The following is a 14,808-nucleotide window of genomic DNA, read 5'->3' as shown; positions in this document are numbered from 1 at the left end:
ATAAATTATGATTATTAAAAATATGTTTTCTAAGCCAATCGATAGAGATATTAAAGGCGTTATTAAGGTTGGCCAGGGTGATGATGAGAATGTAAAGCAAGAGCTTGAAGAATATGTTGTAACAAGGGAACTGCAGAAGCATTTTGCAGACTTTTTTGCGAGCTATAAAAAAGGAATCGTAGGAAATACCGATAAAATGGGAGTATGGATTTCTGGCTTCTTTGGAAGTGGTAAGTCTCATTTCTTAAAGATTTTATCCTACCTTCTTGAAAATCGTGTGGTTGATGAAAAAACAGCAATTGATTACTTTGTTGAAGACAAAAAAATCAAGGATGAAATGGTTCTTGGTGATATGAAGCTTGCAGCAAATACACCTGCGGATGTTATCCTATTTAATATTGACTCTAAGAGTGGAATGGCAGATACCCAGAACAATAAAGAAGCTATCCTGTCTGTTTTCTTAAAAGTATTTAATCAGCATTTGGGTTTTTACGGAGCAAACCCCCACCTTGCTGATTTAGAAAGAACTCTTACCGAAGAAGGTAAATATGAGGAGTTCAAAAGTGCTTTTTTATCCATTCGTGGAAAAGAATGGGCAGACTCACGCCATCAATTTAGATTTATTCAAGACTATGTTTGCAAAGCATTGGTTCAAATTGAATATATGAGTATGGAAGCAGCGAAAAATACTTGTGAGAGTTTCACTAATCCCTATAATATGGATATTAGTACCTTTGCAAAAATGGTATGTGATTATATAAAGAGAAAAGGCAATAATCATCATGTAATATTTTTGGTAGATGAAATTGGGCAATACATAGGCGAAAAAACGGATCTTATGTTAAACTTGCAAACAGTTGCTGAGGATTTAGGCACTGAGTGCAAAGGCAAAGCTTGGATTATCGTAACAAGCCAGCAAGACATTGATAGCATCACAAAAACCAGAGGAAATGACTTCTCTAAAATTCAAGGTCGTTTTGATACAAGGCTGTCCCTCTCATCTGCCAACGTGGATGAAGTGATTCGTAAGAGAATTCTTGAAAAAACAGAAACAGGTAATCAGACATTAGCACTTCTTTATGATGACAAAGATACAATTATAAAAAATCTAATTATCTTTAACGACGGTATTGAAAAGAAGTTATACTCAGATAGAGCAAATTTCTCGGATATTTACCCATTTATTCCATATCAATTCAATTTGCTTGGAGATGTGTTGACTTCTATCAGAACGCACGGTGCTAGCGGTAAGCATTTGGCTGAAGGAGAGCGTTCTATGCTCGCTTTGTTCAAAGAGTCTGCTATGAGAGTTATGTTAAAGAATGAGGGCGCCCTTGTACCATTCAATATGTTTTACGATGCACTGGAGCAATTTTTAGACCATAGCCATAAGGGCGTTATAATTAGAGCTTATGACAATGAATATTTAAACCCTAATAAGCTAGAAGATTGTTTTGAGGTTAATGTTCTAAAGACATTATTTATGATTAAGTATGTCAAAGAAATCACCCCGAACCTTGAAAATATTACAAGTCTTATGGTTTCTGATATTGATGATGACCGTATTGCCCTAAAAGACAAAGTGGAACAAGCTTTAAAGCGTTTGTGTCGTCAGACTCTTGTACAAAAAAATGGCGAAATCTATATATTCCTTACTGATGAAGAACAGGAAATCAATCGTGAGATTGAAACTCAAAACGTTGAGTCTAATGAGCTAACAGGAAAAATATCAGAACTGATTTTCGATGGCTTATATGATGAAAAGAAATATAGATACCCTACATTTAATGGAAGATATACTTTTGGGTTTAATCAGATTGTAGATGATAGAACTTACAAGGCAAACCAAAACTACGATATTTCTCTTAAAGTATTGACGCCAAACTTTACAGATGCACAGATGGATGAAACGACTCTACGAATGATGAGCGGTCAGAGTAAGTGTGTTATCGTAGCACTTCCTGATGACAAGGGATTTATTGACGAAATCCGTTCAGCGCTGAAAATAGAGAAATATTTACGTTTGAATTCTACCAATGTTGTTAGCAAATATGAGCAGATTAAGGAAGCCAAACGAGTAGAAATGCGTGAAAGGAATGCCAACGCAAGGATTTTTCTTGAAGAAGCAATGAAACAAGCTACTATCTATATGAATGGCGATAAGGCACAAATTGCTGCGAAAGATATTTCTTCTCGTATCAATGATGCACTTGGTAAGCTAATCAGCACAGTATTTCATAAGTTGTCTTATATTGATACAGCTATGAATGAATCACATATACGAGCAGTGCTTAAAGGGAATAATAATGCACAGTTATCTCTTGATGGACAAGCACAAACGCCTAATAGACTTGCCTTAAATGACGTGCTTGATTTTGTTAGTATGAATACCCAAAGACACGCTAAAACATCGCTGAAATCCATTATGGAACGCTTTACAAAGGCACCATATGGATTTATTGAGGATGATGTAGAGTGGCTTGTTGCAAAGCTGTTTAAAGAGGGTGATTTGGCTTTCTTTGTAAACAATGATGCTGTTACACTTCTGAATAAGAGCGAAGATGAAGTGTATCGCTACCTAAGCAGAAAAGAGTTTTTAGAAAAACTACTTACAGAAAAGCGAGAAAAAGCCAATGATAAGCAGAAAAAAGCTGTTCGTGATGTGATGAAAGAACTCTTTAACATCACTCCAATGAGCGAAGAAGATGATGCAATCTTAAAGAGCTTTATGCAGTATGCAGATAGACTAAAAAATGAGCTAGAAAAATTAGAAATACATTATAAGAACGAACAAAGCTATCCTGGTAAGCAGGTGGTAAAGAATGGTAAAGCTTTTATGATGGATTTACTTGCAATTAAATATTCCGCAGAATTTTTCAAGATTGTTACTGATAAGCAGGATACTTTACTGGATTTTGCTGAAGATTATGAGCCTATTAAAGCCTTTTTTCATGGGGATCAAATCGAAATCTGGAATCGCAGCTTAAAGCTGATGAAGATTTATGATGACAGCAAAACTTTTATTGTGAATAGCGAAATTGAAGATGTTGTTACTGCAATTAAAGCAATAATGGCAAAGGCAAAACCATATAGCGAAATTAGAAAAATTCCTGAGCTTCTTGAGCGATATACAAACCTATACAATGACATGCTTACCCAGATGGAAGAACCTATAACAACCGCCATTGAAGAAGCCAGATTGCGTGTGATTCAGGAACTTGAGGGAAAAGAATGCCGTAATATTTTATCGACTAAGATTACAGAGCGCTTTGCAGAGATAAAGAAAAAGGCAGAAACATGTAACAATGTAGCTACCCTGCAAAACATCAAGGTAGAGGCTGATGCCTTAAAAGTACGTTTGTTAAATGAAATTGCAATGGAAGAAGCTAAAATAATAGTTGCAAAACAACCTGTCACACCGATAGAGGTTACGTCAGATGGTGAAAAAGAGATTCCCCAGCCACCTGTACCAAAAGCGAAAACACAAAAAACTATCAGTATAAAGTCAATTAACTCGGAACCAACTTGGAGAATTGAAACAGAAGAAGATGTTGATAAATATATCAATATCTTAAAAGATAAACTAAAACAGAGCATTAAAGAAGATATTATTCTTAATGTAGAATTTTAATAAAAAGGAGGTATTACTATGTCTATTCAAAAAATTCATATTTCAAATTTTACTGTGTTTAAAGATATAGATATTACTTTTTCAAAGGGTTGCAATCTTTTTATTGGTGAAAACGCAACAGGCAAAACCCAACTACTAAAAATGCTAAACAATAAAAATGTAGAGGGGCAACGTAGCTTATTTATGAATTATGATATTGAATCAAGTGGCAGTGAAAAAATCACTTATATCCCAGTAAAAGATATGCTTACGCATGCGAAAGGATTCATATCCATGTCTGAAAAATATCGTGAGTTTCCCTTCGGGAAAGAACTGATTGATATTATAAAAAAATCAGAGCAATGGCAACTGAAAAAAATACCTGATATTGCGAAAAATATTTTGTCTAAGCTAGAAATGATGATGGAAGGTAAAGTTCTTTATGAAAATGAAGAATTTTATATACAAAAGAAAAATGGCGAAAAAGTTTCCTTTGAGCATGAAGCGGAAGGATATAAAAAAATTGGTTTACTTTGGCAGCTCATTATGACAGAGAATATTACAGAGAACAGTGTCCTTCTTTGGGACGAACCGGAAGCCAATTTAAACCCCAAGTATATTCCTGACTTGGTGGAAATCATACTGGAGCTGTCAAGAAATGGTGTGCAAATTTTCCTTACCACTCACAGCTATATATTTGCAAAGTACTTTGAGGTAAGAAGAAGGAACAGCGATAAGATCCTTTTTCATTCTTTGTATAAAACTGAGAACAAAGGGGTTTTATGTGAAAGTAATCCCAATTTTAAAGATTTAAAGCATAATACCATTTCTAAAAGTTTTGAAAAATTACTGGATGAAGTGTATGATTTGAATGCAGGTGAATAGGTATGAGAAAAATTTTTGAAGAAGAAAACCATATCTATAAGATTGATTTTACGAATTCAATTTGGGCGCTAGATAATCTAAACACTATTTTTCATAATGGGAAAACAGAGCTTTCCGATGTGGATTTTATTGCAGAAACAGAAGATGCTCTTTTCTTTGTAGAATACAAAAACGCTGACATTCCAAACGCTGTCAATCCCAATGCATTTAATCCAAACGACAATAAAAAAATAAGTCAAGTTGTCAAAAAATACTATGACAGCTTAACTTACATAACCGCCATAGGGAAACCAATGGAAAAACGCAAAGTATATATCTATATTTTGGAATATCCTAATGGGGACAGTGTTACAAGAAAAGGAATCCGAAACAGATTACAGGGCAATTTACCTTTCCTTTTGCAGCAACAAAATGAGTTTGTGTATAAGTTGATTGATGAACTGAAGGTGTTGTCAATCAGCGAGTGGAATAAGGAGTATCCTGATTTCCTACTTGAAAAAATCTAAGCGTAGGGGGCACACCATGAACAAAACAGCAATTAAAAATTTTGCTGTATGGGCAAGACGAAAGCTCATCAGCGAAATTACTTATAAAGCAGGGCTTATCGGTATTAGTGAAAGTGGCATCTTGTCACCACTTCCAATTTCCACCGATAATATCGAGTTTTACGACATCGGCACAGGCAAGCCAACTGAACTTACGGGGGGCGAAGTCAAGCAAAGAAAGGCTTTAGTGAAGAAAATTGAAGAAAAAGAAAGTACTTCTGACTACAAAACTGCCTTTCAGTTTGTGGTAGAGGAAGTTGCCTACACTTGGTTCAATCGCCTTGTGGCAATCCGTTTTATGGAGGTCAATGACTATCTTCCCTCTCGTGTGCATGTGCTTTCCAGTGAAATGAGTGGCAAGGCAGAGCCTGATATGGTAACCACTCCTTTTGAAACCGATATGGAGTTTAGCTCCTATGAAACAGATAGAATTGTACAGCTCAAAGACGAAAACAAGCTGGACGAGCTGTTTCGTATGCTGTTTATTAAGCAGTGCAATAAGCTAAATGAAGTATTGCCAGAGCTTTTTGAAAAAACAAACGACTATACCGAGTTTTTGCTGAATATCTCTTTTACGGATAAGGATGGTATAGTAAGCCATCTTGTCAATGACATTGCAGAAGATGATTTTAAAGAAGCGGTTGAAATTATCGGTTGGTTGTATCAATATTACAATACTGAGCCAAAAGAGCAAGTATTTGCACTTCTTAAAAAGAACGTAAAAATCACAAAAGAGCATATTCCAGCAGCTACCCAGCTTTTTACCCCCGACTGGATTGTGCGTTATATGACAGAAAACTCCCTCGGTCGTTTGTGGTTGGAGGGACACCCCAATGACGACTTAAAAGCTGATTGGAAATATTATCTTGATGAAACAGAGCAAGAAGAAGTCGTAAAAACAGAGCTTGAAAAAATAAGAGTAGAATACAAAAAGATTACTCCAGAGGATATAAAGCTGATTGACCCTTGTATGGGTAGTGGGCATATTTTAGTGTATACTTTTGATGTGCTGATGCAGATTTATGAAAGCCAAGGTTATACACAAAGAGATGCAGCACAGTCTATTATAGAAAACAACTTGTACGGTATTGACATTGATAAAAGAGCATATCAGCTTGCATATTTTGCATTGATGATGAAAGCAAGACAATATGACAGGAGATTTTTAACTCGTGGAATATCGCTTAATTTAATCTATACATCGTCTAATATTGACTATGAATTTGCTAATAAATACAATTCAAAACAAATGCTTGAGTATTTACAAGAAACAGAAAATTCCTCTCTTGTAGGTTCATTAATTGAATGTTCACCTATTGATTATAATGAAATTTTACAGTTGATTGATAGTAAAAGAGATGTTGACTTTGGAATTGAATTTGCTTTGACTTGGGGAGAAAAGCGAAAAGAAATTAAAGAAAAAATAAAGTTACAATATATTGTAAACCAAAAATATGATGTAGTTATTACTAACCCACCATATATGGGGGCAAGTGGTATGAATGCAAAATTGTCTGATTATGTAAAGAAAAATTTCCCTGATAGTAAGTCTGATTTGTTTGCTGTATTTATTGAAAAGTGTTTGCAAATGACAAAGAAAGATGCCTACACTGCTATGATCACGCAACATGCATTTATGTTTTTATCAAGTTATGAAAAATTGCGTGGAAAGTTACTCCATACAGATTTCATTAATATGGCTCATTTGGGGGCAAGGGCTTTTGAAGAAATTGGTGGCGAGGTTGTGCAGACAACCTCGTTTGTACTGCGTAAAAGTAATATAAAAGACTACAATGCAACCTTTGCACGATTGGTGGATTATAACAGCCAACAAGAAAAAGAAAATGCTTTCCTGGCAAAAAAAGATTTGCGCATAGCACAACAAGAAAATTTCTCCAAAATCCCTGGCTCACCCATTGCGTACTGGGTGAGTGAGAAGATGTTGAGTGCGTTTAAGAATAGTATTATGCTATCTGAAAATGCAAATCCAAGACAAGGTCTAATTACAGGTTCAGTAGATAGCTTTGTACGAAAATGGTACGAATGTGATTTAACATTATTGAACTTTACATCCACAAATGATGAAAATGATAGAAAGGGTACATGGTTTCCATACTGCAATGGTGGAGAATATAGACGGTGGTATGGAAATAATGACGATGTTGTTAATTGGGAAAACAATGGGTTGTTAGTCAAAGGCTTTGTTGACGATAAAGGAAAACAGCGTTCAAGGCCACAAAATCAACAGTACTATTTTTGTGAAGGCGGTACTTGGTCAGCCGTTACAAGTGGCTCATTATCCGTGCGATATTTCCCGAATGGACACCTATTTTCAAATGCTGGAATGGCAATTTATTCAAAACACGAAACTTTAATAAGCCTAATAGCATTTTTAAATAGCAAGCTTGCAAAGCTGTATTTAAGCATATTTAATGAAGGATTAAACTATAATCAAGGTGACATTGCAAAATTGCCTATTATTGTTCAATCTAATGATTATATTAAAAATATATGTGAACAAAACATCTCACTCTCAAAAAACGACTGGGACAGCTTTGAAACCTCATGGGACTTTGAAAAGCATCCATTGGTACAATTATGCCATGGTGCAACTGCTGATGACGGACACGAAATTGCTTGTATTGAAGATGCTTATAATGAATGGGAATTTGACTGCAATGAGCGTTTTAATCAACTCAAAGCCAACGAAGAAGAACTAAACCGTATCTTCATTGATATCTACGGTTTGCAAGATGAACTAACCCCAGAGGTTGAGGATAAAGATGTAACCGTTCGCAAGGCTGATCTTACACGTGACATTAAATCCTTTGTTTCCTACGCAGTGGGTTGTATGTTTGGCCGCTACTCTCTTGATGTAGATGGTCTTGCCTATGCAGGCGGTGGCTGGGATGATAGTAAATATACTACCTTTATCCCTGATGTCGATAACTGTATTCCTATTACTGATGAGGAATATTTTGGAGATGATATCGTCGGTTTATTTGTTGCGTTCGTAAAGAAAGTGTACGGTACTGAAACTTTAGAAGAAAATCTTGATTTTATCGCAAAGGCACTGGGAAACAAGGGTAACACTTCAAGAGACATGATCCGCAACTATTTTATCAAAGACTTCTACAAAGACCATGTTAAAACTTATCAAAAACGACCAATTTATTGGCTATATGATAGTGGCAAGCAGGACGGATTTAAGGCTCTTGTATATATGCACCGTTATAATGCTGACACCACAGGTCTTGTGCGTGTGGACTATCTCCACAAAATGCAAAAAACATATATGAACGAGATTGACCGTATGCAGGACGAAATCGAAAACGGAAAAACCTCCGCTGATATTTTAAAGGCGGAAAAACGCAAAGAAAAGCTTGTAAAACAGCTGAAAGAAACCAAAGAATATGACGAAAAAATCGCACATCTTGCGCTCTCCCGTATTGCCATTGATTTGGACGACGGCGTAAAGGTAAACTACGAAAAAGTGCAGACAGGACAAGATGGCAAAAAGCTTGATATTCTTGGGAAAATTTAGGGGGTAATTTATGATTTTTGTTAGTCATGCTTGGAATAAAGGACAGCCCGAAGATAAGGTGTTACAGCTTGTTGATTTTTTGAGAAAGAATGGATATGAAGCGGAGTGTGATGTGCTCTATCAGCAGCAAAAAACAGCAATTAATTTTACAGAAATGATGGCACATGCACTTAGAAAAGCAGAAAAAACAATAATTGTTCTATCAGAAAATTATAAATTAAGAGCTGATGACTTTCAAGGTGGCGTTGGCACTGAATATAGATATATTATTGATGATTTTTCAGTTAATGAAAATAGATATATTCTAGTGTCTTTTAATGGAAGAAGACCTCAAATTATACCAGATTTTCTTAGAGGTAGAGATATTGTTGATTTAATACAAGATGAAAAAAATGAATATAGGGAACTGTTTTCCAAGCTAGCTGGTGCACCTAAGATTGAATTTTCTCCAGTATCAGCAACAAAAACGGTGCCCCCTGTAAAAAAGATAGCCAATTTTACCACAACTCATGCTGAAACATTGTCAAGTAAGTTGGATATAGATTTTTCAAATAGTGGACCAATGAGTCAATTAGATAAGAAAACTTTTTTGAGAGATTCTTTTGAAACTATCACATCGTTGTTAAAAGAATTATCAGATGAGTTCTGTATCCAAAATTCATATTATCAAATTAGTTATGAGCAAGTTGACTCTGTTACGGTAGTATTTGAAATTTATAAAAATGAAACATACATCCATGCTATTCAAATTTGGTTTGGCAATTTAATGAGTAGAGGTGAGTACTCAATTTTCGTGGGAAACACCATAGGAAGTAAAAATTCATTTTCGGAAATGATTATTTGCGTAGAGATAAATGGAAAGCCTAGTTTAAAATTTACTATGGGTACTTTATTTAACAAAAATGATGGTTCTATTGACGGAGCTATAAAGCAATTGTGGAAAAGCAATTTTGAATTATATTTAAGAAGGGATTAAATAATGACATATTATGAAGATGAAATATTACACGAATTAACTATTGGACAACAATACTCGGAAAAGCAATTACGTATTTTTATTGGAGAAAATAGTAGTGTAATTGTAATATCTAAATCTTGTAGTCAATTTAACGAGTATTCAAAAATAACACATAAAGTTTTAAATATTATTAAGGGATATGAACATAAAGGAGATAATGAAGGAACATATCATATTCCCAGTAAACAATTTAAAATATACATTGTTGAATAAATAATATAGTGCCAATAACAAGGCGGTGAAAATAAATGGCTGAACTTAACTTAAAACAAATCACCGACAAGCTGAATGCCGAGTTTGTTGGAGAAACAAGAAAACTAATATTTTGGTATGATGCAAATGCGGAGTTTGTTGATGACATTGACACGTTGGAGCTACCTAATGCCAAGGTTTTTCACCTTGAAAAGGATAACCAGTTTTATACCAAATACTTTTTAGAAAGGGTGGATACCCAGACAAACTATTTGATTTATGCTCCATTTCCAAAACCTGCTCTTTGTGATAACCATCTTGCGGATACAACCCGCTATTCTAAAGAGTTTTTTGCTGATAGAGCCTCTCTAATTTCTATAGATTTAGGGATTGATGAAAAGTACAAACCTGTTTTGCAACACTATATCAGTTTCTTTGGTGAAAAAGTAAGAACACAGAGGTTCTATAATTTAGAGATAGAGAATTGGAATGAGAATGTAATTGAAGTTGCAATGATGAGTGTATTATGCAGAATAAAAGTGGTTTCTTTTGAGGAGCTTGTTCGTACAATCATCACCAACGGTGAGCTGGAGAACAATAAGTACTTGGAGTTCCTCGGTAATTATGACCTAATAATCCCATTTTGGAGAATTTGTGAGGAAACCTTTGGATATACAGATGTGCAGCCAACTTTATCTAAATTTGTATATACGCTTTTTGTAACCTACTTTGCAAAGGTGATTCATCGTGAGCTTCCACAGTCACTCAAAAACTATTGCTCTTACAAATCGGGAAATATTATTGCCTTTGTAGACAGTATGATGAACAGTGTTATCTTCCGGGATGGCTTTGACAAATTGTCAGAACTTACTTATAACACGGTAAATATTGAGTCTGTTCTAAAAAGTTTCGAAGTCAGTAGCTTTGCAGAGCTTGAAATTTTCCGCAAGACGGATATTTTTATTATTAAATGGCTAATTGCAAGGCTTGAAAATGAAGATACGGATGCAAAGCTTTCAGGACTCTCTATTCCAGAAATCTGTAGGATGAGAAGGAAACTGCACTATGGCAACCTTTATTTTTCTCATTACTACATCATTGAAAACGCTTATTACTTGATTATGGCAGCTCACTTTGAACCTGAAAAGACTGTGCAAAATATGTGGGAACGCTATGTATCCACAGATTATGTGTTCGACCAACGGTACCGCTATTTTTACTATCATTATGATAAAATTACAAACAATGCAATGTATGACAATTTGCGAGAGCTTGTAGAGAATATCTACACAAATGAATATCTAAACCCGCTGTCTGTTGCTTGGAACAATGAGTTTGTAGAGTGTAAGGGTGAAACTGGTCTTACAAAACAACAGGATTTCTACAATAAATATGTTAAAAATGTAAAAGAAAGAATCATTGTAATTATCTCTGATGCACTGCGATTTGAAGTGGGACAAACTCTAATGAAACGTCTAACTGAAGATGAGAAATGCACGGCTACCATAGCCCCAATGCAGAGTGTTCTGCCTTCTTATACAAGGTTTGGTATGTCGGCACTCCTACCACATAAAGAACTTGCTATGGGAGAAGATTTTAGAGTTTTGGTTGATGGCAAGTTATGCGATGATATCAAATCTCGAGAGCAAATTTTACAAAGTTATTCACCTAGGAGTAAAACGATACGGTTTGATGATATAAATACAACCATAATTGCTAAAGAGGTTACCACAGGACAAGATGTTGTATACGTTTATCATGACCAAATAGACGCTCGTGGGGATGATTTGAAAACAGAAAATGAAGTGTTTAATGCCTGTGAGGAAGCTGTGGAAGAAATCCATACAATGATTAAACGACTTACCAGTGCAAGCAACACACATTTCATCATCACTGCTGACCATGGCTTTATTTATAAGCGTGACAAACTATCTGAGAGTGATAAAATCAGTGGACTATCACAGCAAAATGCCTTAGTGGGCAGAAGATATGTAGTCAGTGAGCAAGTAGTACATGCAGATGGCATCGGTACAGTAACACTTGGTAATGTTTTAAAAAACCAGGATACACGAATTGTATCTTTCCCTATAGGCAGTGATATTTTTAAAGTGCCTGGTGGAGGACTTAATTTTGTGCATGGCGGTGCATCGTTGCAAGAAATTCTAATTCCTGTTATTGATGTTCGAACCAATAAGTATCACACAGAAACAAAGGCAGTTTCAATTTCTCTTGTAAGCCTTGTTCACAAGATTACAAATCTTACAACGAATCTTGATTTTATACAAAGTGATGCTGTTACTGATGTAAACAAGGAGACTGTTTATAAGGTGTTCTTTATTTCTGATGAAAATGAAAAAATCTCTAACGACAATATTTATGTTGCAGATAAAAAAGATACCGATGCAAGCAAAAGAATATTCCGCTTGAGGTTTAATTTCAAAAACAAGCAATATGATAAAAACCGAAAGTATTATCTTGTAGCCTATGACGAAAAAAATGCTCTTGAAGTGATAAGGCATGAAGTCCAGATGGATTTGGCATTTGTAGATGATTTCGGATTTAACATCTAGTGAGAGAGGGGAAATTCTATCTATGTTAAATGAATCAAATAGTAATGGAGATAAAATCACATTAGGAGATGAACCCTCCTCCAATGAAATTATCAATAAAAAGTTACGTCAATATTTTGATGGCAAAATTGTACGCAAGGATTTGACGAAGTCCATCAAAGAGGGTGCTAATGTACCTATTTATGTTTTAGAGTTCCTTTTGGGGCAGTATTGTAGCTCTGATGACCCTGAAATCATAGAAGATGGTGTTAAAACAGTTAAGAAGATATTATCTGAGAACTTCGTTAGACCAGATGAATCGCAGAAAATTATGGCTAGATTAAGAGAATATGGGCGTCATACGGTTATTGATAAAGTTTCTGTAAAATTAGATATAAAGAAGGATGTATATGTAGCTGAGTTTTCTAATTTAGGTATAAATCAAATTATTGTGAGTGAGAATGATGTTTCAAAATATGAACGTCTTTTATGTGGTGGTATATGGTGTATTGTAAGCTTAAATTATGTAAAAATGGATGATAGATACCAAGAGCACGATAATATTTTTGGGGAAGTCGAACTTGTTAAGGCTAAAGATAAATCTCCAATTATGATTGATAAACTCACACCTATTCAAATGCCATATATAGATTTGTCAGAAATAAAAGAAGCAAGACAATATTTTACGAAAGAAGAATGGATTTCTGTTCTTCTGCGTTCTACTGGTATGGAAGCAGACAAGTTTACTGACCGTGAAAAATGGATGTTACTTGCTCGTATGATACCTCTTGTTGAGAATAACTTTAATCTATGTGAGCTTGGACCTCGTAGTACTGGTAAATCTCATATATATAAAGAAATTTCGCCAAACTCAATTTTAGTGTCTGGTGGACAAACTACAGTTGCTAACTTATTTTATAATATGACAACTAAAACGGTTGGTCTTGTTGGTATGTGGGACTGTGTTGCTTTTGATGAAGTAGCTGGCATTACATTTAAGGATAAGGATGGCATACAGATCATGAAAGACTATATGGCATCAGGTTCTTTTGCTCGTGGTAAAGAAGAAAAAGCCGCTAGTGCATCAATGGTTTTTGTAGGAAATATTAATCAGAGTGTAGATGTGCTATTAAAATCATCACACTTATTTGAACCATTTCCAGAAGCAATGGCTTATGATACAGCTTTTCTTGACCGTATGCACTGCTATGTCCCTGGCTGGGAAATACCAAAGTATAGACCAGACTTTTTCACTAATGAGTATGGCTTTATCACAGACTATTTTTCAGAGTTTATGCGTGAAATGCGTAAGGAACAATTTAGTGACGTAAGCGACAAGTACTTTAGATTTGGAAATAATCTAAATCAACGCGATGTAATTGCAGTTAGAAAAATAATATCTGGTTTTACAAAATTGGTATATCCCAATGCTGAATACTCAAAAGAAGATATTGCTGAAATCATTACTATTGCTTTAGAACTACGACGGAGAGTAAAAGAACAAATGAAAAAAATCGGTGGCATGGAATTCTATGATGTCAATTTTTCTTATATTGATGCAGAAACTTTTGAAGAGCATTATGTATCTGTTCCTGAACAAGGTGGCGGAAAACTGATACCAGAAGGTATGTTGAATCCCGGAAATATTTATACCGTATCAAGGGGGAAATCTGCTATGGCAGGAGTCTATCGCTTAGAAACCCAAGTGTTGCCAGGTAATGGGAAGTTTGAAAGAACAGGGCTTGGTGCAGACAGAGAAGCAAAAGAAGCAACCAATACAGCTCTTAACTACTTAAAAGCCAATGCAAATAGCATTAGTAGTTCCATAAGCACAACTACAAAAGATTACATTATCAATTATAGCGACTTGCAAGGCATTGGAATGACAAAGTATTTAACACTACCTACAGTAATTGCTATTTGCTCAGCTGCGCTTAATAAACCAAAATTATCCAGTTTGGCCGTTCTCGGTGATACAAGCATTAGCGGTACCATTATGAAAGTCGATGATCTAGCTAGTATATTGCAGGTTTGTTTGGATAGCGGTGCGAAAAAAGTACTTTTGCCAATAACTTCGGCTTTTGATATGGCGACAGTCCCAGCAGAATTAATGGGAGCATTTAGCATTATATTTTATAATACACCTCAAGAAGCAGTGTTTAAAGCTTTAGGCGTTGATTAAATAAAAAAACATTGCATTCGAGAATATTACAGAGGCAATTATCGATAGCGAGAATGATAGGTTAGTTCCAATATGTCCTCATTGCGGACACAATACACAAAATGAATAACTGATCAAGAGTAAAAAATCGTGCGAAGTAGATATTTAACTTCGCATGGTTTTTTTAATTGATAGATTGTAAAATGAAGTGCGCCATCTCAATAAGGGCAAAAGAATAGCCCATAATGAAACCTTCGTGTAGAATGGAGTTAACGAGACAACATTCAAAACGAGGAAACATTAT

8 protein-coding genes are annotated in these 14,808 nt (G+C 35.2%); all 8 read left to right on the top strand.

Annotated elements, in window-relative coordinates; translation table 11 throughout:
* Positions 1-7: 7 nt before the first annotated feature.
* Genes brxC through brxL form a run of 8 tightly spaced genes read left to right on the top strand, consistent with a single transcriptional unit; the run spans position 8 to position 14,525 of the window.
* Entirely contained in the window at positions 8-3,631 is a 3,624-nt protein-coding gene (gene brxC / locus RTK36_RS09520; protein ID WP_312046532.1) for a BREX system P-loop protein BrxC, read from the top strand.
* A gap of 18 nt (positions 3,632-3,649) precedes the next feature.
* Complete coding sequence (locus RTK36_RS09515; protein ID WP_312046530.1) at positions 3,650-4,495, top strand: ATP-dependent nuclease; 846 nt, start codon at positions 3,650-3,652, stop codon at positions 4,493-4,495.
* 2 nt (positions 4,496-4,497) lie between these two features.
* Entirely contained in the window at positions 4,498-5,001 is a 504-nt protein-coding gene (locus RTK36_RS09510) for a hypothetical protein (RefSeq protein ID WP_312046528.1), read from the top strand.
* Between the two features lie 16 nt (positions 5,002-5,017).
* Positions 5,018-8,584, top strand: coding sequence for a BREX-1 system adenine-specific DNA-methyltransferase PglX (pglX, locus tag RTK36_RS09505; RefSeq protein ID WP_312046526.1), 3,567 nt, complete (start codon positions 5,018-5,020; stop codon positions 8,582-8,584).
* A gap of 10 nt (positions 8,585-8,594) precedes the next feature.
* Positions 8,595-9,560, top strand: a complete 966-nt coding sequence (locus RTK36_RS09500) for a toll/interleukin-1 receptor domain-containing protein (protein ID WP_312046524.1) — start codon at positions 8,595-8,597, stop codon at positions 9,558-9,560.
* Positions 9,561-9,563: 3 nt separating this feature from the next.
* Complete coding sequence (locus RTK36_RS09495) at positions 9,564-9,815, top strand: hypothetical protein (RefSeq protein ID WP_312046522.1); 252 nt, start codon at positions 9,564-9,566, stop codon at positions 9,813-9,815.
* Positions 9,816-9,850: 35 nt separating this feature from the next.
* Entirely contained in the window at positions 9,851-12,364 is a 2,514-nt protein-coding gene (gene pglZ / locus RTK36_RS09490) for a BREX-1 system phosphatase PglZ type A (protein ID WP_312046520.1), read from the top strand.
* Between the two features lie 22 nt (positions 12,365-12,386).
* Positions 12,387-14,525, top strand: a complete 2,139-nt coding sequence (gene brxL / locus RTK36_RS09485; RefSeq protein ID WP_312046518.1) for a protease Lon-related BREX system protein BrxL — start codon at positions 12,387-12,389, stop codon at positions 14,523-14,525.
* Positions 14,526-14,808: the final 283 nt, after the last annotated feature.

The sequence above is a fragment of the Anaerotignum sp. genome, from assembly GCF_031981185.1.
Taxonomy (GTDB): domain Bacteria; phylum Bacillota; class Clostridia; order Lachnospirales; family Anaerotignaceae; genus Chakrabartyella.
The sequence above is the reverse complement of the archived record's forward strand: the minus strand, read 5'-3'. Positions and strand labels throughout refer to the sequence as shown.